At 71.8% G+C, this 21,871-nt stretch carries 13 protein-coding genes and 1 tRNA gene; 10 read left to right on the forward strand and 4 right to left on the reverse strand.

Annotation, left to right across the window (positions count from 1 at the left end):
- The first annotated feature begins 1 nt into the window (after position 1).
- The 3 genes from queE to FZO89_RS17695 all read left to right on the forward strand — a co-directional run bounded on the left by queE (position 2) and on the right by FZO89_RS17695 (position 1,754).
- The gene (gene queE, locus FZO89_RS17685; RefSeq protein ID WP_149104783.1) at positions 2 to 682 is read left to right on the forward strand and encodes a 7-carboxy-7-deazaguanine synthase QueE; all 681 of its coding nucleotides are present in this window, start codon (positions 2 to 4) and stop codon (positions 680 to 682) included.
- A gap of 280 nt (positions 683 to 962) precedes the next feature.
- Positions 963 to 1,631 (forward strand): 7-cyano-7-deazaguanine synthase QueC, encoded by a 669-nt coding sequence (gene queC / locus FZO89_RS17690; RefSeq protein ID WP_149104784.1) that lies wholly within the window; start codon positions 963 to 965, stop codon positions 1,629 to 1,631.
- 47 nt (positions 1,632 to 1,678) lie between these two features.
- Positions 1,679 to 1,754 (forward strand) — tRNA-Lys (locus tag FZO89_RS17695).
- Positions 1,755 to 1,856: 102 nt separating this feature from the next.
- Here FZO89_RS17695 and recQ read toward each other — a convergent pair.
- Together recQ and FZO89_RS17705 are read right to left on the reverse strand one after the other, a co-directional pair.
- On the reverse strand, positions 1,857 to 3,677 hold the full coding sequence (gene recQ, locus FZO89_RS17700; protein ID WP_149104785.1) for a DNA helicase RecQ: 1,821 nt from the start codon (positions 3,675 to 3,677) through the stop codon (positions 1,857 to 1,859).
- A 135-nt stretch (positions 3,678 to 3,812) separates the two neighbouring features.
- Positions 3,813 to 4,409 (reverse strand): Dps family protein, encoded by a 597-nt coding sequence (locus FZO89_RS17705; protein WP_149104786.1) that lies wholly within the window; start codon positions 4,407 to 4,409, stop codon positions 3,813 to 3,815.
- Between the two features lie 87 nt (positions 4,410 to 4,496).
- Here FZO89_RS17705 and hrpA point away from each other — a divergent pair, with 87 nt between their 5' ends.
- The 3 genes from hrpA (at position 4,497) to FZO89_RS18600 (ending at position 12,704) form a co-directional block, all read left to right on the forward strand.
- Positions 4,497 to 8,588 carry an ATP-dependent RNA helicase HrpA gene (gene hrpA, locus FZO89_RS17710; protein ID WP_149104787.1) on the forward strand — a complete coding sequence of 1,364 codons (4,092 nt, stop codon included), beginning with the start codon at positions 4,497 to 4,499 and terminating at the stop codon, positions 8,586 to 8,588.
- A gap of 166 nt (positions 8,589 to 8,754) precedes the next feature.
- A complete protein-coding gene (locus tag FZO89_RS17715; protein ID WP_149104788.1) occupies positions 8,755 to 10,971 on the forward strand; it encodes a RelA/SpoT family protein in 2,217 nt (738 codons plus the stop codon).
- A gap of 200 nt (positions 10,972 to 11,171) precedes the next feature.
- Positions 11,172 to 12,704, forward strand: coding sequence for a hypothetical protein (locus tag FZO89_RS18600; RefSeq protein WP_222928173.1), 1,533 nt, complete (start codon positions 11,172 to 11,174; stop codon positions 12,702 to 12,704).
- 3 nt (positions 12,705 to 12,707) lie between these two features.
- Here FZO89_RS18600 and FZO89_RS17725 read toward each other — a convergent pair whose 3' ends face one another.
- The gene (locus FZO89_RS17725) at positions 12,708 to 14,024 is read right to left on the reverse strand and encodes a glycosyltransferase (protein WP_149104789.1); all 1,317 of its coding nucleotides are present in this window, start codon (positions 14,022 to 14,024) and stop codon (positions 12,708 to 12,710) included.
- On the reverse strand, positions 14,025 to 15,224 hold the full coding sequence (locus FZO89_RS17730) for a glycosyltransferase (RefSeq protein WP_187471247.1): 1,200 nt from the start codon (positions 15,222 to 15,224) through the stop codon (positions 14,025 to 14,027).
- Between the two features lie 235 nt (positions 15,225 to 15,459).
- Here FZO89_RS17730 and mrcB point away from each other — a divergent pair, with 235 nt between their 5' ends.
- The 4 genes from mrcB (at position 15,460) to FZO89_RS17750 (ending at position 21,773) form a co-directional block, all read left to right on the forward strand.
- Positions 15,460 to 17,967 (forward strand): penicillin-binding protein 1B, encoded by a 2,508-nt coding sequence (gene mrcB, locus FZO89_RS17735; RefSeq protein WP_149104791.1) that lies wholly within the window; start codon positions 15,460 to 15,462, stop codon positions 17,965 to 17,967.
- Between the two features lie 3 nt (positions 17,968 to 17,970).
- The gene (locus tag FZO89_RS17740) at positions 17,971 to 18,498 is read left to right on the forward strand and encodes a hypothetical protein (RefSeq protein ID WP_149104792.1); all 528 of its coding nucleotides are present in this window, start codon (positions 17,971 to 17,973) and stop codon (positions 18,496 to 18,498) included.
- 1 nt (position 18,499) lies between these two features.
- Positions 18,500 to 20,620: a DNA repair helicase YoaA gene (yoaA, locus tag FZO89_RS17745; RefSeq protein WP_149104793.1), complete on the forward strand. Its 2,121-nt coding sequence runs from the start codon at positions 18,500 to 18,502 to the stop codon at positions 20,618 to 20,620.
- Between the two features lie 64 nt (positions 20,621 to 20,684).
- A complete protein-coding gene (locus FZO89_RS17750; protein ID WP_149104794.1) occupies positions 20,685 to 21,773 on the forward strand; it encodes an alpha/beta hydrolase in 1,089 nt (362 codons plus the stop codon).
- Positions 21,774 to 21,871: the final 98 nt, after the last annotated feature.

Below are 21,871 nucleotides of genomic sequence, written 5' to 3' on the forward strand. Positions count from 1 at the left end.
CGTGTCCGCGGTCGCGCCCGACGCGGCTGCCGCGTCGGCGGCGGATCGGCTCCGGATCACCGAGATCTTCCTGTCGCTGCAGGGCGAGGCCCGCGACGCCGGCTGGCCGACCGTCTTCGTGCGCCTGACCGGCTGCCCGCTGCGCTGCACCTACTGCGATACCGCCTACGCCTTCCACGGTGGCGAGTGGCGGGATGTCGACGCCATCCTCGCGGAAGTCGCCCGCCACGGCGTGCGGCATGTCTGCGTCACCGGGGGCGAGCCGCTTGCGCAGAAGCGTTGCCTGGGACTGCTGTCGCGGCTGTGCGATGCCGGCCATGCCGTGTCGCTTGAAACCTCCGGTGCGATCGACATCTCCGGTGTCGACGCGCGCGTGTCGCGGGTGCTCGACGTCAAGACCCCAGCCTCGGGGGAGGTCGGGCGGAACCTCTGGGAGAACCTCGCCCTGCTGACCGCGCATGACCAGGTGAAGTTCGTGGTGTGCGACCGCGCAGACTACGAATGGGCGCGCGGTGTGGTGCTGGAGCGCGCGCTGCATGCGCGCTGCGACGTGCTGTTCTCGCCGAGCAAGTCCGAACTGTCCGCGACCGAGCTGGCCGACTGGATCGTCGCCGATCGCCTGCCGGTGCGCTTCCAGATGCAGTTGCACAAGCTGCTGTGGAACGACGCGCCGGGGCGATGACGAGGCGCCAGGGCGGTGCGGCGACGCGCCAGGACGGTGCGAGGCGGCGTTCGCAGGCGCTTGTCGTGCGGATGCACAGGGCGCCCTCGTTGCAGGCCCACGCGGTCCCGAGTGGTTTCGATACCGCCTGGGTGTCATCCCGAGCGCAGCGAGGGATCTGCGTTTCGCAGCGGCGCCAGGATCCCTCGCCGCGCTCGGGATGACAAGGCTTTAGTCTTTCCCGATTCCCGATTCCCGATTCCCGATTCCCGATTCCCGATTCCCGATTCCCGATTCCGAAATGAAAAAAGCAGTCGTCCTCGTTTCCGGCGGCATGGATTCCGCCGTCGTGCTCGCGATCGCGCGCGAGCAGGGCCTTGCGCTTCACGCCCTCAGCGTCAGCTACGGCCAGCGCCACACCTCCGAACTCGACGCCGCCAGACGCGTGGCGCAGGCGCTCGGAGCTGTCGAGCACAAGACCGTGACGGTCGACCTGCGCGCATTCGGCGGATCCGCGCTGACCGACGACATCGAGGTGCCCGACGCCGGCGGCCCGGGCATCCCCGTGACCTACGTGCCCGCGCGCAACACGATCATGCTGTCGCTGGCGCTCGGCTGGGCCGAGGTGCTGGGTGCGAACGACCTGTTCTGCGGGGTCAACGCCGTCGATTACTCCGGCTATCCAGACTGTCGCCCGGAGTTCATCGATGCCTTCGAGCGCCTCGCCAACCTCGCCACGAAGGCGGGCGTCGAAGGCGCCGGCATCCGTGTGCACGCGCCCCTGTTGCGCATGGGCAAGGCCGACATCGTGCGCGAGGGTCAGAGGCTCGGCGTGGACTTCGCGCAGACCGTATCGTGCTACCGCGCCGACGGCGACGGGCGCGCCTGCGGCCACTGCGACGCCTGCCGGCTGCGCGCCGAGGGGTTCGCCGCCGCCGGGGTCGTCGATCCGACGCGCTACGTCGGCTGAAGGCGATGCGATAGAATGCGGTTCCCGGCGCAAGTCCGGTACGTGACGGGCCGTTAGCTCAGTCGGTAGAGCATCGGACTTTTAATCCGCTGGTCGATGGTTCGAATCCATCACGGCCCACCAGCTTTCCCGCCCCACGATCATCGGTGCCCGGCCGGGATGCCCGGTGGGGGTGACCGTCGCCATGGCGTTCGCGGCAGTCGTATGTCGCCACGCGCAGCTCGGCTAATGCGCCGATGCGACGGTCGCGTCCGCGTCACGCAGTACCTCCAGCACCGCGTCGGCGTAACGCTCGAGCTTGGCCGCGCCGATCCCCTCGACGCGCCCGAGCGCGTCGCGGTCGGTCGGCCGCTCGCGGGCGATCGCGCGCAGCGTGCTGTCGTGGAACACGACATAGGCGGGCACGTTCTGTTCGCGCGCCAGGCGCGCGCGCAGCTCGCGCAGGGCCTCGAACGCGGCCACGTCGGCGGGGGCGAGGTCGGCAACGGCCTCGCCACGCGTCGTGCCCGCCCGGGCCCGGCGCGCGACCGGCTTGCGCAGCATCACCGGCTGTTCGCCACGCAGCACCGCGCGGCTGGCCTCGGCCAGGCGCAGGCCGCCATGGCCTTCGGCATCGACCTCGAGCAGGCCGTGCGCGACCAGTTGCCGGAACACGCCGCGCCAGGTGCGCGCATCGAGCTCGGTGCCGATGCCGTGGACGCCCAGGCGGTCGTGGCCGAACTGGCGCACGCGCTCGCCGTCGCCGCCGCGCAGCACGTCGATCAGGTGCGCGGCGCCGAAGCGCTGGCCGGTGCGGTAGACGCAGCTGAGCGCCTTGCGCGCCGGCTCGGTGGCGTCCCAGGCCTCGGGCGGCTGCAGGCAGTTGTCGCAGTTGCCGCACGCGCCCGGGTGCGATTCGCCGAAGTTCGCCAGCAGGCCCTGCCGGCGGCAGCGCATCGACTCGCAGTATCCGACCAGCGCATCGAGCTTGCGGTGCTCCAGGCGCTTGCGCTCGGGCCCCGACTCGGACTGCTCGATCATCTGCCGCAGCAGCACCAGGTCGCCGAGCCCGTAGCACATCCACGCGTCCGAAGGTTCGCCGTCGCGACCGGCGCGGCCGGTTTCCTGGTAGTAGCCCTCGATCGACTTGGGCAGGTCGACGTGAGCGACGAAGCGCACGTCGGGCTTGTCGATGCCCATCCCGAAGGCGATCGTGGCCACCATCACCACGCCTTCCTCGCGCAGGAAGCGGCGCTGGTTCGCGGCGCGCGTAGCCGCGTCCAGGCCGGCGTGGTAGGGCAGGGCGTCGATGCCCTGCGCGGCGAGGAACTGCGCGGTCTCGTCGACCTTGCGACGGGACAGGCAGTACACGATCCCGGCGGCGCCGGGATGGGCCTGCAGGAAATCGAGCAGCTGGCGCTTCGCGTTCTCCTTGTGCACCACCGTGTAGCGGATGTTGGGGCGGTCGAAGGAGTTGACGAAGCGGCGCGCGTCCTGCAGTTGCAGGCGCTCGGCGATCTCGCGCTGGGTGGGCGGGTCGGCGGTGGCGGTGAGCGCGATGCGCGGCACGTCGGGCCAGCGCTCGTGCAGCACGGTCAGTTCGCGGTACTCGGGCCGGAAGTCGTGTCCCCACTGCGACACGCAGTGCGCCTCGTCGATCGCGAACAGGGCCAGCCGCGCGCGGTCGAGCAGCGACATGAAGCGGGCCGTGAGCAGGCGTTCGGGTGCGACGTACAGCAGGTCGAGCTCGCCGGCCAGCAGCTGGCGCTCGACGGCCTGGGCCGCCTCGGCGTCGAGCGTGGAATTGAGGCAGGCCGCGCGCACGCCGAGCTGGCGCAGCGCGTCCACCTGGTCCTGCATCAGCGCGATCAGCGGCGAGACCACGATCGCCGTGCCCTCGCGCAGCAGCGCCGGCAGCTGGTAGCACAGCGACTTGCCGCCGCCGGTGGGCATCAGCACCAGCGCATCCTGGCCGCCGGCGATGTGGTCGACGATCGCCGCCTGCTCGCCGCGGAACGCGGCGTGGCCGAAGACGCGGCGCAGCAGCGCCTCGGGTGATTCCTTCATGTGCTCAGGATACCGTCGCCTGCGCCCGCCGCCGTCAGAAAACCGGCCGCGGCCGTGTCGGCGCAGGTCGCGCGAATTCGCTCCGTGCGACCGGCCGGAGCGCCCCCGTGGGCGGGCGCTCCGGCGTCGGCGTGCCTACTGCAGCAGGGAACGCAACATCCAGGCGTACTTCTCGTGGGTCTGCAGGCGCTGGGTGAGCAGGTCCTCGGTCGGAGCGTCGTCGGCGTCGTCCGCTACGTCGAGCGCCTTGCGCGCGGTGCGGCAGACCGCCTCGTTGCCGACCACCAGCTGGCGCACCATCTCGCGCCATTCCGGGGCCTCGGTGGCGCCGGCCTCCTCGGTGATCGAGGACAGCTTGACGAACTCGGCATACGAGCCCGGCGCGTTGAAGCCCAGGGCACGGATGCGCTCGGCGATGTCGTCCAGCGCAGTCCACTGCTCGGTGTACTGGGCCTCGAACATGTTGTGCAGGGCGTTGAACATCGGCCCGGTCACGTTCCAGTGGAAGTTGTGCGTCTTCAGGTACAGGGTGTAGCTGTCGGCCAGGAACTTCGACAGCTCCTTCGCGATCTGCCTGCGATCCTTGTCGGAAATGCCGATGTCAATGGCCGGGCCGGTACCGCCGGTGGCGGGCGAAGCCGCGGGCGAGATGGCGACGGCCGGCTTGGCGTCCTTGGACTGTTTCGCCGCCTTCGCGGTCTTGGCGGGCTTCGCGGGCTTGGTCTTCGACATGGGGACCTCGGAATCGGTTGGATTTTGGCGACAATACGCCGATGCGGAACGAATATGAGACTTGCCGGCGCCTTTGCAAGGGTGGCGATGGATTCTAGGCGCGCTCCCGCGACGGCTGCGTTAAAGCAGGCCCGTCGCGCGATCGAGTCTGGCCTGTCGCGCGACCGGGGCAGGCTGCTCGGGCTGTGGTCGCGATGGAACGCGAATCCTTCGCAGGTCGCGGCGCAGGAAGCGTTCGCCTCGGCGCTGCAGGCCTCGCTCGCGGCGCGCGAGGCGAAGGCCGCGCGCATCCCGGCCTCGACGGCCGCCCCCGAACTGCCGATCGCGGCGCACGCCGAACGCATCGTCGAACTGGTGCGGGCGCACCAGGTGGTGGTGGTGGCCGGCGAGACCGGATCCGGCAAGACCACGCAGTTGCCGAAGCTGTGCCTGCAGGCCGGCCGCGGCGTGGCCGGGATGATCGGCTGCACCCAGCCGCGCCGGATCGCCGCGCGCGCGGTCGCGCGCCGGGTGGCGGAGGAACTGCAGGTGCCGCTGGGCGGGCTGGTCGGCTTCCAGGTGCGCTTCAGCGACCAGGTCGGCGAGGACACCGCGATCAAGTTCATGACCGACGGCATCCTGCTGGCCGAGATCGCGTCCGACCGCTGGCTCTCGCGCTACGACACGATCATCGTCGACGAGGCGCACGAGCGCAGCCTCAACATCGACTTCCTGCTCGGCTACCTCAAGCAGCTGCTGCGCAAGCGCCGCGACCTGAAGCTGATCGTCACCTCGGCGACGATCGATACCGAACGCTTCTCGGCGCATTTCGACGATGCGCCGGTGGTGGACGTCGAGGGTCGCGGGTATCCCGTGGAAGTGCGCTACCGGCCGCTGGAGCCGGGAACGGAAAATGGGGAATCGGGAATGTCGGGGTCGCCGGTTTCCGCTGGTGGAACATCGCGGCCAGCACCGATTCCCGATTCCCGATTCCCGATTCCCGGCATTTCCATGCTCGACGGCATCGTCGCCGCCTGCGACGAGATCATGGGCGAGCGCGGCACCGGCGACACCCTGGTGTTCCTGCCCGGCGAGCGCGAGATCCGCGAGGCGCACCAGGCGCTGGAACGGCGCAAGTACCGGCATACCGAAGTGGTGCCGCTCTACGCGAGGCTGTCCGCGCGCGACCAGGACCGGGTCTTCAACCCGGGTCCGCAACGCCGCATCGTGCTGGCCACCAACGTCGCCGAAACCTCGCTGACGGTGCCGCGCATCCACTACGTGGTGGATCCCGGCGTGGCCCGGATCAAGCGCTACAGCCCGCGGCAGAAGCTCGACCGCCTGCACATCGAGCCGGTGTCGCAGGCCAGCGCCGACCAGCGCAAGGGACGTTGCGGCCGCATCGCGCCCGGCACCTGCATCCGCCTCTACTCGGAAGCCGAGTTCCAGTCGCGCCCGGCCTACACCGACCCGGAGATCCGCCGCGCCGCGCTGGCGGGCGTGATCCTGCGCATGCTGTTCCTGGGGCTGGGCGACATCGACGCCTTTCCCTTCGTCGAACCGCCCGACCCGCGCGCGGTCGCGGACGGCTGGCAGCACCTGGCCGAACTCGGCGCCATCGACGGCCAGCGCCGGCTCACCGACATCGGCCGTACGATGGCGAGGCTGCCGGTCGACGTGAAGCTGGCGCGGATGCTGGTGGCCGCGAAGGCGCACGGCTGCCTGCACGGGATGCTGGCGATCGCGGCGTTCCTGGGCAACCAGGATCCGCGCGAGCGTCCGGCCGACCAGCGCGCCGCGGCCGACAACGCGCATGCGCTGTTCGCCGATCCTAAGTCGGAGTTCGTCGGCATCCTGCGGCTGTGGGAGGCGTATCGCGAGGCGCACGAGGAACTCACCCAGTCGCAGCTGCGCAAGTGGTGCGAGAAACACTTCCTGGGGTTCCTGCGCATGCGCGAATGGCGCGAGCTGCATCGCCAGCTCAAGCTGCAGTGCGAGGAACTCGGGTGGTCGACGCAACCTGCGGCATCGGAAAACGAACCGGGCTCCCCGCGCGTCGGGACCACGCCGCCGGGACCGACGCTCGCCGGCGACGCCAACCCCGCGCCGGTCGCGCTGACGCCACGGGCCTACGCCGCGCTGCACCGCGCGCTCATCGCCGGATTGCCGACCCAGATCGGCCACCTCGGCGAGCGCGGCATCTTCGAGGGCCCTCGCGGGCGCCGGTTCCAGCTGTTCCCCGGCTCGCCGCTGGCGCGCAAGCCGCCGCCGTGGGTGCTGTCGGCGACGCTGCTGGACACCGAGAAGGTCTGGGCGATGACCAATGCCGCGATCGAGCCGGACTGGGCGATCGCCGAACTGCCGCACCTGCTGGCCCGGCGCCACCACGATCCGCGCTGGTCGCGCGCGCAGGGACGCGTGCTCGGCAGCGAACAGGTGAGCCTGTTCGGCCTGGTGCTGGCGCCGAAGCGACCGGTCGACTACGGCCGCCTGTATCCGCTCGAGGCGCGCGAACTGTTCCTGCGCGATGGCCTGGTGAGCGGCGAGATCAACCTGCGCAGCCCGTTCCTCGCGCGCAACCTCGAGACGCTGGAGGACGCGCGCGAGGAGGAAGCCAAGCAGCGCCGGGCCGGCCTGGTCGTCGACGAGGACTGGATGCAGCGCTGGTACGCCGACCGGATCCCCGCTGAGATCGTCGACGCGCGTTCGCTGGACGCCTGGCATGGCAAACAGTCGGCGGAAGCCCGCCGGGCGCTGGCCTGGTCGAAGGACGACCTGCTGATGGGCGAGGGCGCCGATGCGGTGCGCTTCCCCGCCTTCATCGCCCTCGGCGACGCGCGGCTCGCGGTGCGCTACCGGTTCGAACCCGGCGCGCCGGACGACGGCATGACCGTTTCGGTACCGCTGCACCTGCTCAACGCGCTGGACCCGGTGCGCCTGTCGTGGCTGGCGCCGGGTTTCGTCGCCGACAAGGCGGCGGCGCTGATCCGCGGCCTGCCCAAGGCGCTGCGGCGCAACTTCGTCCCCGCGCCGGACTTCGCGCGCGCCTTCGCGCAGGCCCATCGTGGCGAGGAGCCCGACGCGTTCACCGGCACCCTCGCGCGCTTTCTCGCGCGCATGACCGGCGTGCAGGTGGCGCCTACGGATTTCGACGAATCGGCGCTCGAGCCGCACCTGCGCGCGAACCTGCGGCTGGTCGATCCCGAGGCGCGCGGAGGCGCGCAGGTGCTCGCCGAATCGCGCGACCTCGACGAATTGCGCGAGCGCTTCGGGGCGCGCGCGGCCGAGGCGTTTTCCGCGCGCGCCTCGGAGGGGCTGGCGCAGTCGGGCCTGCGCGAATTTCCCGCGACGCCGATCCCCGAATCGGTTCCCGGCGCGGGCGGCGTGCGCGCCTGGCCGGCGCTGGAGGACGCAGGCGACAGCGCGGTCCTGGGCGTGCACGCCGATCGCGCGCACGCCGCGCGGCTGCATCCGCAAGGCGTGCGAAGGCTGCTCGTCATCGCGTTGCAGGACCGGGTGAAGCAGGCGCGCAAGCAGCTTCCGGTGCCCGCGAAGACCGCCCTGCTGTATGCGGCGATCGAATCGACCGGCGACGTGGCGCGCACCGGGCGCGGTGGCGACAGGCTACGTGAGGATCTCGTCGATGGCGCGCTGTCCGCCTTGCTGGCCGACGGCCTCGACGCGATCCGCGATGCAGACGCCTTCGGCGCCCGCCGCGATGCGGTCGCCCGCGCGCTGTTCGGCGAGGCCATGCGCTGCCTGGCGCAGGCCGAGACGATCCTGGCGCTGGTGGCGGAGATCCGTGTGAAGCTGGAATCGCGGCTGATCGGCTGGGCCAGGGCCAACCTGGACGACATGCAGGCCCAGCTCGCCGCGCTGGCGCACCCCGGCTTCCTGCGCGACGTGCCCGCGACGGCGCTGGAGGGATATCCGCGCTACCTCAAGGCGCTGGCGATCCGCGCCGAGCGCGCCCAGCGCGACCCGCTGCGCGACCAGCAGCGGATGCTCGACCTGCAACCGCTGGTCGACGCGCTCGCCGACGCCGAGGCCTCAGGCCGCGTCGACCCGGCCGGACACGGTGCGCTGCGCTGGGAACTCGAAGAACTGCGGGTGTCGACCTACGCCCAGGAACTGGCCGCGCGCGGCGCCCCGACGGCGAAGAAACTGGCTGCGCGGATCGCGGCGCTGGGAGGCGAGTGAGGACGCGCATCCATGCGAACCGTCCCGCATGCTGCAGCGGCATGCATGCGTCTTCGCCATTCGATGCGCTGAACCTGGACCCGAGTGGCGCGCCACAGGAACCGAGCGTCCCCATGGCTGTTCCTTCTGGCGCGACGCGGATAGTGTTAGGGCTTCTTTCCCGCGGATGACGTTCGTGCAGGCTGCCGTGCCGACCGGCCTCGAGAGCTGGCTCGCATTGCCCGCGGCGTCGGCCATCGCGCCGGCGCTGCGCGATGCGCTGCGCCAGGCCGCGCAGGTGGACGGGGCCGGCGGGGAGGCCGCGGTGCCGGCCGATCCGGCGTCGCCGGCGATCCTGCGCGACACGCTCGCCTCGCTGGCCCTGCTCGGCGCCGACGGCGACACGGTGGCGGCCGCCCTGCTGTTCGAGCTGCCGGTCCTGGCCGAACGGGTGGAGGCTGCGCTGCCTCCGCGCCATGCCGCGATCGCGGCCCTGCTCGAGGGACAGCGCGCCGCCAACCAGGTCTGGACCCTGCACGCGCAGGCGACCGGCCCAGGCAACACCGAAGGCCTGCGCCGGCTGCTGCTGGCGATCGTGCGCGACCTGCGCGTGGTGCCGATCCTGCTGGCGCGCCAGCTGGCGCGCATGCGCCATGCGGCCCCGCTGCCGGACGACGAGCGCCGCGCCCTCGCACAGCTCACCCGCGACATCCACGCGCCGCTGGCCAACCGGCTCGGCATCTGGCAGCTCAAGTGGGAGCTCGAGGACCTCGCGTTCCGTTACCTGGAACCCGACACCTACCGCCGTATCGCCGCCCTGCTCGACGACAAGCGCGCGGGCCGCGAACGCTACATCGAACAGGTCAAGGCGCAGCTGGACGAGGCGCTGCGCGCGCAGGGCGTGGCGGCCGAGATCGCCGGGCGCCCCAAGCACATCTACAGCATCTGGAAGAAGATGCGGAAGAAGGACGTGCCGATCGGCGAACTGTACGACCTGCGCGCGGTGCGGGTGCTGGTCGACGACATCCCGGCCTGCTATGCCGCGCTGGGGGTGGTGCATGCGTTGTGGGCGCCGGTGCCGGGCGAGTTCGACGACTACATCGCGCGGCCCAAGCACAACGACTACCGCTCGCTGCACACCGCGGTCATGGGGCCGGAGGGCAAGACCCTGGAGGTGCAGATCCGCACCCGCGAGATGCACCAGCTGGCCGAGCTCGGCGTCGCCGCGCACTGGCGCTACAAGGAACAGGCCTACGACGGCCGCGGCGGCCCGCAGCGTTCGGCGGCCGGCAATGCCGCGCTCGAACGCAAGATCGAATGGATGCGGCGCCTGCTCGAGACGCACGGCGAGGGCGATGACGAGGCGGCGCTGGCGCGCGGCTTCGACACCGAGCTGGTCGAGGACCGGATCTACGTGCTCACCCCGGCCGGCGAGGTGGTGGACCTGCCGCGCGACGCCACGCCGCTGGATTTCGCCTACCACGTGCACACCATGGTCGGGCACCGCTGCCGCGGCGCCAAGGTCGACGGGCGCATCGTGCCGCTCGACCACAAGCTGCACAGCGGCGACCGGGTCGAGATCCTCACGGCGAAGGAGCCCGAGCCGCGGCGCGACTGGCTGGTGGCCGCCAACGGCTTCCTCGCCAGTCCGCGCGCGCGGGAGAAGGTGCGCAGCTGGTTCCACCGGCTCGACCGCGAGCGCAACCTGCAGGCCGGCCGCGAGATGCTCGACCGCGAACTGCGGCGCATGGGCCTGCTGCATGCGGAGCTGCAGCCGGTGCTGGCGAAGTTCAACGTGACTGCGGTCGACGAGCTGCTGGTGCTGGTCGCGCTCGGCGACGTCGGCCCGCACCAGGTCGGACGGGCGCTGCAGGACCACGAGCGGGCGCAGGCGCGACCGGAGGAAGCGCCGGCGACGTCGACGCTCGTGCCACGCCAGCCGCGGCGGGCGCCGAAGGCCGGCTCATCCGGGGTCACGGTGGTCGGCGTCGACAACCTGCTGGTGCAGGTCGCCCGCTGCTGCCACCCGCTGCCCGGCGAGCCGATCGCCGGCTACCTCACCCGCACCCGCGGGGTCAGCGTGCACCGCGCCGACTGCGCCGCGTTCCTGCGGCTGGCGGCGGCGCAACCGCAGCGCGTGCTGCCGGTCGACTGGGGGCGCCAGGGCGGCCTGCACGAGGCCACGGCGGTGGTCGACGCGGTCGACCGCCGGCACCTGCTCAAGGACGTCAGCAACCTGATCGCGCAGGAGGACGCGCACGTCCTCGCGATCCACAGCGAAGCCGGCCGCCACGGACGCATGCGGCTGCGGCTGCGGCTGCGCGTGGACGGCTACGAGCAGCTCTCGCGCCTCCTGGCGCGCCTCGACGGCCTGCCCGGGGTGGAGCAGGCCAGGCGGGAATAGCGACGCCTGCGTCGCGCGTTCCTGCCGCGTTCCCTGGCGTTGCCACGCGGCAGCCAGGCATGAACCGTCCGGCCCATGCACTCGTGCAGGTGCGCGCACGCTTCACGCAAGGGTTCAGCCCGCGTCGTTAAGCTGCGCCGGTGACTAGGCAATCCACTCCGGGGGGCGATGACGCGCGGCCTCGCGGCCGTCGGGAGCCCGTGGTCGGCGATCTGCGCGGTTTGCGGTTCGAGACACGCGATCGCACGCCTGCTGCGGGCCCCCGACCGTCTCCCACGCGATGGTGGTGGATCGCCGGCTTCGCCCTGCTTTCTTTGCTGGCGCTGGCGACCGTGCTGCTGCGCGGGCCGATGGGCGAGCGACTATGGCCGCAGGCGCGGGTGCACACGCTCACCGGCGAGGCCGCGCAGGCGCTCGCGCGCGGCCACCTGACCGCCGCCGACGGCAGCGGCGCGCGCGAACTTTACGAGGCGGCCATGGCGATCGATCCCGATCGCGTCGAACCCCGCGCCGGGCTGGGGCGCGTGGCCGAGGCGGCGCTGGCGCAGGCGGCCGCAGCCGAGCGGCAGGGCCGCTTCGAGCAGGCGCACGCGCACCTGCGGCTGGCGCGCGAGCTGTCGATTCCGCGCGCGCGCGCCGACGCCGTCGCGGAGCGGCTGCGCACGCGCGAAGCCGCGGCCGCGGGGCTCGATGGCCTGGTCTCCCGGGCGGAGGCCGCCCGCGTCGCCGGACGCCTGGAAGGAGGAGACCAAGCGGCCCTGCCGCTCTATGCGCGCGTACTGGACCTCGACCCCGGGCGTGCCGATGCACTGCGTGGACGCGAGGATGCCCTGAGCGCGCTGCTCGAACAGGCCCGGCGCGACCTGCGCCAGGGCGACATCGCCGCAGCCGCCGCCTCGATCGCGACCACGCGCCGTTACGACGCCGGGCATGTCGATCTCCCGGACACCCAGGCGCGTTTCACCGAGGAACTCGATGCACTGCGGCGCCGTGCGGACGCCGACCTCGAGGCGGGCCGCGTCGACACGGCCGTCGGTGCCTGGCAGCGCCTGCTTCAGTACGACCCGGACGACGCCAGCGCGAGCGAAGGACTGGCGCGCGCCGCGGCGGCCCTGGCCGGAAGGGCGCAGCGGTTGGCGGCCGACTTCCGCTTCGACGATGCCGAGGCGGCGCTCGCGAAGGCGCGCGCGCTGGCGCCGGACGGGGCCGCAGCGGCGTCGGCGCAGGCGGCGGTCGATCGCGCGCGACGCCGGCATGCGCAACTGCAGGCGGCCGGGTCCGGGGGCGATCGCGCGGGGCGCGTGCCGGAACTGCTGCGCCAGGCGGCCGCGGCCGAGGCGCGCGGCGACCTGCTGACCCCGCCGGGAGAGAGCGCCTACGACAGCCTGCGCATGGCCCAGGCCATCGCCCCCCGCGATGCCACCGTGCGCCGTGCGGTCGAGCGCCTGTTGCCCTCGGCACGCGACTGCTTCGAACGCCAGCTCAGCGCGAACGACCTCGCCCGTGCGCGCCGCTGCCTGGAGGCGCGCGACGCGCTCGGCGACGAGGCCGGCGCGCTCGCCCAGTCGCGAAGGCGCCTGGCGCAGCGCTGGCTGGCGATCGGCGACGAACGGCTTGGCGCCGGTGAACTGGAGTCGGCGTCCGCCGCGCTCGCGTCGGCGCTTGCACTCGATCCGGCAAGCCCGGGCATCGAGGCATTCAGGCAGCGGTTGCGCGTGGCGTCGCGCGAGTAGGCACTACTCGTGCAGGTTCCTGTTCCACTGGCGAAGAACGTTCTGGATCAGCGCGTCGAGCTGGCTGGCGATATGCGGCCAACTGTGTGCGCGCACGTCGCCGGGGTGGAGCGAGATGCCGGCGTCAAGGCGACCGGCGGCCTTCGCCCCGACCAGATCGACCAGTAGTCCGGCAATGGCCGACGCGTCGTTGGGACGGCTCCAGCCGCGCCGCAGTTCGGTGATCCGGGTGGCTACGAGATCGGGGTCGTCCGCCAGGTGCAGGATCGGCCGCGCGGCACCGAGATACTCGTAGAATTTGCCTGGTATCTGCGCCGGGTCGTCGTTGGCGATGTTGATCAGCACATCCGCGCGACGCTGGATGGCGAGAGCATGGCGGTGAGGCAGGAATCCGAGAAGTCGCAGTTGCTCCGGCATGGCTTTCGACGCCGCCAGGATCGTCTCCGGCACGGTGACCGAAGCGATGCTGAGCCGGATGCGCGGCTCGGCCCGCAGCGCCTCCAACAGGGCATCGATGCGACGGAACGCGTAGAGGCTACCCGTGTAGAGCAGCTCCAGTCTGCGCGGATCGAAGGGTTCCGCGGCCAGAGCGGGCTGCTCCGACGCTGCAGGATCGAAGCCCTGGGTGAGCACCGTCATCGGCATATCGCTTCCGTGCCGGTTGCGCATCTGTTCCAGCGCATTGGGGTTGGTGACGATCACGTGGGCGGCATGGCGAAAAACGGCCTGCTCCAGGCGTAGTGCGCGCGCGCGCCAGCGGCTGGGGGTGTAAGGGGCAAGCACCGGATCACCCAGATCCACGATCCACGGCACGCGGCTACCGCGCAAGGTCAGGCCGAGTTCGAGGGTGGTGGCCGGCTCATGCGAGCTGATCACGACGTCCGGCTGCAGGGTCATGACCAGACGCCCCAGCTCGCGTTTCCCGTGGCGCCGCCATTCGCCCCTGATGTCCGGGAAATGCAGCAGCCCGGCGACGCCCTGCACCGCCTCGGAAATCCTCTGCTTCCAGTTTCGTGGCGGACGCAGCGCATCGCCCCCCCCCTCCGGCCTGGTCGACTCCGGGCCCGGCGGCTTGCGCGGGTGACGCATCCGGTATTCACGGTGCAACGCCAATGCGCCACGGAGGAAGCCGGGGAAGGTTCGGTGGATTCGCACGCTGTCGGGCAGCGCCGGCAGTCCTGGCGTTTCCCCGCCGAGATCGACCGTCAGGACGTGCACTTCATGACCCAGTGCGGCGAGCTCGCGTACCAGGTACGTCCAGCGCAGCGATTGCGGTGAAGGACTCGGCGGGAACTCGTAGGCGATAAGGAGCAGGCGCATCTAACGTCCAACGGCGCATGTTGCGGCGAGCGCGCGTCTCGCCACATCGAAGGAGAAGTGTTGCTGAACGTGCCGCAAGCCGTTTGCCGACAACCGTTGCCAGAGTGCTTGGTCCTGATAGGCGCGGATCGCTGCGGTAGCCAGTGCGTCGGCATCGTCGGCGAGCAGTACGTCCCCATCGTGCTCGAGGTGCATGCCTTCCGCCGCGCACGTGGTGGCGACGACCGGCATCCCGTGGGCCATGCATATGTTCATCTTGCCCTTGACTCCGGCGCCGTAGCGCAGCGGCGCCAGGCCGACCCGGCAGGCGTCCAGCAACGGTTCCAGCCGGGGAACGTGGTCGTGGACCACCACGCCGGGGCCTGCTCGTCGTACCGACGGCAATCGGGAGAGTCCTTCGCCCACCAGGTGCAGGGCGCAATCGGGCAGTGTGAGCCTGATCCGCGGGAAGATCTCTCCAAGCAGCCAGTCCACCGCGTCGACATTGGGCGGGTGCCGCGCCCCGCCGATGAACAGCAGCCCCTGGCGCGAGCCGAATCCGGCCGACGTGGCGACGGCTTCGTGGATGTTGGGCAGTACCTCGACTCGCACGCCCGGAAGTGCCCGCTGCAGCAGGTCGCGTTCCACGTGGCTGACCACCCACACGACGTGCGCGGCGGAAACCGCTGCAAGTTCCCGGCGCCGCGTGGACCGTGCCAGTCTTCTCAGCGTACTGTCGTCGCGCAGTTCCGCCTCACGCTGTTCGCGCAGATGATGGAGGTCCACCGTGTCGAGGATCACGCAAGTCTCGGGGGCCACACGCCTGGCGAGGGGGGTCAGGAACTCCGCCAGGTGGTAGCGACTGATGACAAGCATGTCGAAGCGGGCCAGGTGGTGGGCGAACCATTGCGGGTACGGGGCGCGATCCCGGCCCTGGTGCACGACCACGCCCATTTCACGCAGCGCCTCGGCATAGCCGCCTGCCTCTTCGCGTCGATCGGGCAGGAACTCGACGGCGTCTCCCTCCGCCCGCAGCAGGCGGATCAGGTTGTAGGCTCGCAGCGAGCCGGAGTCACGGTCCGGACGCGGAACGGCGACGTCGATCAGGAGCCAGCGGCGCGGCCTGGAAACGGAGAACCCGGAATCGGAGGCGATCGCTGGCAGCGTCGATGACGGCGCAGCGGGCGCCTGGTCCACGGTTGCGAGGGGCGGAGCGAACATTCGTCTCAGCAGCGCTCTCCAACCGCTTACTCGAAGGGCGATCCGCATCCGGTGGAGGCGCGAGCCGAGGCGGCGCAGGTGGTACGACAGAAGGGCTGGCACGGTCCGCTAGTGGCTCCTGCAGTCTGAACGGACGATCACTCGCAACGGCGGTGCAAATCGGGCGCTGCGCTAGACTCGACGAGGCGACATTCTCGCATCCCCGGCAGCCCGCAGGGGCAGGTCCGAGGAGCTTATGGCCCGCATCGAGTACGACGAAGACGAGCACGACGGCGACCGCGCCGGCGCTTCCGGCGGCGACTGGCGGCGCAGGCTGGTCACCTGGGCGCTGGCGCTGGCCGGGCTGGGAATCGGCTTCCTCGTCCCCTACACCCTGTACCTGAACCACCAGATCAGCGAGCGCTTCGGCGAACTGCGCTGGCAGGTGCCCACGCGCGTGTACGCGCGCCCGCTGCGGCTGGCGCCCGGGCTGGCGATGGACGCGCAGACGCTCAAGACCGAGCTCGACGCGGCCTCGTACCGCGCGGGCGACGGCACGCGCGCCGGCACCTACCTGCGCGAGGAAGGACGCTGGACCATCGCCAGCCGCGGATTCCGCGATGTCGACGGCGTGGTCGGTCCCAGCCGGGTCGAGGCGCGCCTGTCCGGTGGACGCGTCGCGTCGCTGAAGGACCTGGGCACCGGCAGGGCGATCAAGGCCGCGCGCCTGGACGCGGCGCGCATCGCCACGCTCTACGGCCAGCAGCAGGAGGAGCGCCGGCTGGTGCGCGTGGAAGACGTGCCGCCGCTGGTGACCGATACCCTGCAGGCGGTCGAGGACCGCGACTTCGCCCACCACCACGGCATCGATCTCGGCGGCATGGCGCGCGCGGCCTGGGTCAACCTGCGCTCGGGCGCGAAGAGACAGGGCGCCAGCACGCTGACCCAGCAGCTCGCGCGCAGCGGCCTGCTGGGAATCGGCCGCGAGCAGACCTGGAGCCGCAAGTTCAACGAGATCCTGTACGCGCTGCTGATGGAGGCGCGCTACGACAAGAGCACCATCCTCGAGGCCTACCTCAACCAGGTCTACCTCGGCCAGCGCGGCGCGCAGGCGATCCACGGCATGGCCGCCGGTGCCGAGTTCTGGTTCGGGCGGCGGCTGGAGGACCTCGACACCGAGCACGTCGCGCTGCTCGTGGGCATGGTCCGCGGCCCGTCCTGGTACGATCCGCGGCGGCATCCGGAGCGGGCGAAGGCGCGCCGCGACTTCGTGCTGGCGAACATGCTCGAGACCGGGCTGATCGACCAGCCGGCGCACGACCGAGCAGTGGAGGCGCCGCTCGGCGTGACCCGTTCGCCCGGCAGCGTCGCCGCCAACCGCTTCCCCGCCTATGTCGACCTGGTGCGCCGGCAACTGGCGCGCGACTATCCGGCCGATGCGCTGCAGGGCGCGGGCCTGAGCGTGATGACGGGCATGTCGCCCTCCGCGCAGGCGTATGCGGAAGCCTCGGTGACGGGCACCTTCGAGTCCTTGCAGACCGGCAAGCGCCCGCCACTGGAAACCGGTCTGGTGCTGACCGACGTGCACGACGGCGAGGTGGTCGCGGTGGTCGGCAGCCGCCGGCCCACGGTCCACGGCTTCAACCGGGCGGTCGAGGCGCAACGTCCGGTGGGTTCGCTGCTCAAGCCCTTCGTCTACCTGCTGGCGCTGGCCAGCCCGCGCGACTGGTCGCTCGCCACCTGGGTCGACGATTCGCCGGTGACGGTCACGCTGGAGAACGGCAAGCGCTGGTCGCCGGGCAATTCGGACGGGCGCAGCCACGGCACCGTGCGCGCGATCGACGCGCTCGCGCAGTCCTACAACCAGGCCACGGTGCGCATCGGCATGCAGGTACGGCCGGAACGGCTGGCGGACCTGGTGAAGACGCTGGCGGGGATCGAGGCACCGGGCAATCCGTCGCTGATCCTGGGATCGGTCGACCAGAGCCCGTACGCGATGGCGCAGCTCTACCAGTTCCTCGCCTCCGGCGGCGAAATCCAGCCACTGCATGCGGTGCGCGGCGTGCTCGATCCGGAAGGCCGGGTGGTCAAGCGCTACGACAAGGAGCCGGCGCCGGCCACCGAAGGCGATGCGATCGCGGCCCGGCTGGTGACGCTGGCGCTGCAGCACGCGGTGACCTCGGGCACCGGGCGTCGGCTGGTGAACGACGGCCTCGGCCGCCTCGGCGCCGCCGGCAAGACCGGCACCAGCAACGACGGCCGCGACAGCTGGTTCGCCGGCTGGACCGGCGACCACCTCGCGGTGGTCTGGGTCGGCAACGACCAGAACGAGCAGACCGGCCTGGTCGGCGCGACCGGGGCGATGCGGGTGTGGTCCGGGATCTTCGCCCACCTGCCCAGCGCGCCGCTGCGGGTCGGCAACGAGGGCCTGGACTGGCAGTGGGTGCTGCAGTCCAACACCACCGACGCGCAATGCCCGGGCGCGCGCCGCTTCGCCTTCGTTGCCGGGTTCGCGCCGCCGTACGCGTCCTGCTCCTCGCTGCTGCCGCCCGATCCCTATGGTGCGGATCCGTACGGTGAGGATCCCTACGGGGACGCGCAGGGGTCGCCCGAAGCGCAGGAGACGCGTTCGCGCGGCTGGCGCGACTGGTTCGGATTCGGCCGTCGCGAACCGCAGGCCGACCCGCCGCCGGCTCCTGCCCCCGCGCCTGTTCCCGCGCCGGCCCCGGCACCGGCATCCCCCGCGCCCGTCCCCACCGAGTAAGCCATGAGATCGAACGTCGTCCCCGCGATCGCGGCCCTGGCCGCCGCCCTGTCTGTCGCCGCCTGCAGCACCACGCCTCCGGCGTCGCAACCGGCGGCGCTCACCTCCGCCTCGCCGGAACAGATGGTCGCCGCGATCGACGCCGCCGCCGGCAGCGGCGAGGGCGAACTGGCGGTGCAGCCGCTGCGCGACCCGATGGTCGAGGACCTGCGCGCGCAGGCGCAACAGGCCCGTGCGCAGGGGAACTACGACGAGGCGGCCGCCGCGCTCGACCGCGCGCTGGCGATCGTCGCCGACGACCCGGCGCTGCTGCAGGAACGCGCCGAAACCGCGCTGCTGCAGCGCGACTTCGAGCGCGCCGGCACCCTGGCCGAACGCGCGTTCGCGCTCGGCGCGCAGGTGGGGCCGCTGTGCCGGCGCCACTGGGCGACGATCGAACAGGTGCGCCTGGTTGCTGGCGATGCCGCGGGCGCGGCATCCGCCAGGCACCAGGTCCAGGGCTGCAAGGTCGCGGGGCCGAACCGGTTCTGAGATGACGGCAGCCGCATCCACGGAAGGCGCGGACACGCTCGCCGCACGCAGTTCCGCCGCGCTGTCGGAAGGCGGCCTGCTGGCGCAGCGGATCCCGGCCTTCGCCGCGCGCGAGGCCCAGCAGCGGCTCGCGGCGGCGGTGGCGGACACGCTCGGCGGCCGCGAGACCCTGCTCGCCGAGGCCGGTACCGGCACCGGCAAGACCTTCGCCTACCTGGTGCCGCTGCTGCTGTCGGGGCAGAAGGCGATCGTCTCCACCGGCACCCGCGCACTGCAGGACCAGCTCTACCACCGCGACCTGCCGCGCGTGCGCGACGCGCTCGGCACCGGCCTCAAGACCGCGCTGCTCAAGGGCCGCGCCAACTACCTGTGCCGCTACCGGCTCGAACGCGCCAAGGGCGAACCGCGCTTCACCTCGCGCGAGCAGATCGCGCAGTTCCAGCGCATCGTCGCCTGGAGCGGGCGCACGAAGATGGGCGACCTGGCCGAGGTCGAGGCGCTCGCCGAGGATTCGCCGCTGCTGCCGATGGTCACCTCGACCGCAGACAACTGCCTGGGCAGCGAGTGCCCGATGTGGAGCGAGTGCTTCGTGGTGCAGGCGAGGCAGCGGGCGCAGTCGGCCGACCTCGTGGTGGTCAACCACCACCTGCTGCTGGCGGATCTTGCGCTCAAGCAGGAAGGCTTCGGCGAGATCCTGCCAGGCGCGCAGGCGTTCGTGGTCGACGAGGCGCACCAGTTGCCGGAACTCGCGGCGCAGTTCTTCGGCGAGGGCCTGTCGGCACGGCCGCTGGTGGAACTGGCGCGCGACGCGCTGGGCGAGAGCAAGGACGTGCCGGGCTCGCTGGCGATCGTGCAGGCGCCGTCGCGCGAACTCGAACAGGCCACGCGCGCGCTGCGCGCGACCATGGAGGGCCTGCCGATGCGCGGCACCCAGGCGCGCGCGCTGCAGTCGCCCGCGTTCGCCGACGGCCTGCGCGCGCTGGGCGATGCGGTGGCCGCGCTGCGCGACGCGCTGGCGCCGCTGCGCGAAGCCTCGCCGGGTTTCGATGCCTGCCACGCGCGGGCGCAGGAGATGATGTCGCGGCTCGGGCGCTGGACGAAGACGGCCCCGGAGCCGGCTTCCGGCAGGGCCGTCGAAGGACCTCGCGAACCGGGGGAGCAGGGCGACTCCGGATCCGATTCCCCCGGCAGCGTCGACGACGACGTGCGCTGGTTCGAACTCTCGCCGCGCGGCTTCCGCCTGCAACGCACGCCGCTGGACGTGTCCGGCCCGCTGCGCACGCATCGCGAACAGTCGCGCGCGGCCTGGATCTTCACTTCGGCCACGCTCGCCGTGGACGATTCCTTCGCGCACATCGCCACCCGGCTCGGCCTGGAGCAGCCCGCCACGCTGCTCGTCCCCAGCCCGTTCCACTGGCCCTCGCAGGCGCTGTGCTACCTGCCCATGCGCATGCCGCAGCCGGCCGACCGCGATTACACCTGGGCCGTGATCGAGAGCATCCGGCCGGTGCTGCAGGCCTCCGCCGGCCGCGCCTTCGTACTGTTCGCCTCGCACCGCGCGCTGCGCGAGGCGGCCGAGCTGCTGCGCGAGGAAGGCGAGTGGCCGCTGTTCGTCCAGGGCGAGGCGCCGCGCCACGTGCTGCTGCAGCGCTTCCGCGAATCCGGCAACGGTGTGCTGCTGGGCGCGGCGAGTTTCCGCGAAGGCGTCGACGTCGCGGGCGCCGCCTTGAGCGTGGTGGTCGTCGACAAGCTGCCGTTCGCGGCGCCCGACGATCCGGTGTTCGAGGCGCGGCTGGACGCGATCCGCCGCGCCGGCGGCAACCCCTTCCGCGACGAGCAGCTGCCGCAGGCGGTGATCGCGCTCAAGCAGGGCGTGGGCCGCCTGATCCGCACCGAGACCGACCGGGGCGTGCTGGTGCTGTGCGACCCGCGGCTGACACAGAAATCCTACGGCGCGCTGTTCCTCGATTCGCTGCCGCCGTTCGCGAGCACGCGCGACGTGCGCGACGTGCACGCCTTCTTCGCCCGGGATCCGGTGGCGGCTGCGGACCACGCGCCTGCCGTGGCGGCTGCAGGCGTGGCGGGCACCGACGTGGCAGGGGCGGGCAAGGGTACGCCCTAGCTGGCCCGGGGCCCCGGCGGGAGGCAGGCTTCGACCATCGTCATCCTGCGAGTCGGAGCCCGTGATGAGCCCCACCATCGGATCGGTTGCGACCCAGCTCGACCTGCCGCCACCGGTCGCGTGTCCCGCGGGGGCGCCACCCGCCGGCAGTGCGCAGGAGAACGCGCAGTGGTGGAGCGGGCTGTCGGCCCAGGAGCAGTCGAACCATCTCTCCAGCTACGGCTCGCAGCTCGGCGACATGGACGGCCTGCCCGCGGAGGTGCGGCACGAGGCCAACATGGCCGTGCTGCGGCACGACGCCGCCAACGGCGAGGACCGCCAGGCCTCGCAGGCGCTGCTCGACCGCATCGAGGCCTCGCAGTCCGGCCCGGCGTCCGATCGCCTGCTGCTGCTCGGGTTCGATCCGAAGAGCGGGGATTCCGACGCGCGCGCGATCGTCGCCATCAGCAACCCCGATACCGCCGACAACGTCGCGATCTTCGTGCCCGGCACCGGCACCGATGTCGGCAGCCTCGGCGGCAACATCGACCGCATGGCCGACCTGCAGGCGCAGGCCGAGACGATCCCCGGCTCCGGCGAGACATCGACCATCGTCTGGCTCGGCTACGACGCGCCCGACCACATCCCGGCCGCGGTGCTGGCCGGCTACGCCAACGACGGCGCGCCGGCGCTGCGCGACTTCACGATCGGCCTGCGCGAGGCCCACCAGGGGCCGGACGCGCGCGTGACCGTCATCGGCCATTCCTACGGATCGACCGTGGTCGGCAGCGCCGATGCCATGGCCGGCGAGGGGCTGGCGGTGGACGACATCATCGCCATGGGCAGCCCGGGCATGGGCTACGAGGCCGAGGAACGCCGTCCCGGCTGGGGCCCGTTCCGGATCGACAGCCCGCTGGTGGACGACGTCAGCGACATGCACATCGACAGCGACCATTTCTGGGCCGGCGCCGCCAGCGACGATGTCGTGAGCTACACGGAAGTGCACGGCAACAGCCCGGTCGACTGGAGCTTCGGCGGCCAGCGCATCACCACCGAGGGCGCGTCCGGGCACAGCGACTACTGGAAGCCCGGCACCGAATCGCTGCGCAACCAGGCCTACATCCTGACCGGCAACTACGACCAGGTGGACACGGTCGGCCGCCGTCTCGGCTGATCCGCCGCCCGGCGCTATGCTGTCGGGCATGGAGACCCCACGCGAACGCAGCCCCCGGCGTCTCCCCATCGCCGGCACGCTTGCGTGCCTGCTGTTCG

Origin of the sequence: Luteimonas viscosa, from assembly GCF_008244685.1 — a bacterium.
Classification (GTDB): domain Bacteria; phylum Pseudomonadota; class Gammaproteobacteria; order Xanthomonadales; family Xanthomonadaceae; genus Luteimonas; species Luteimonas viscosa.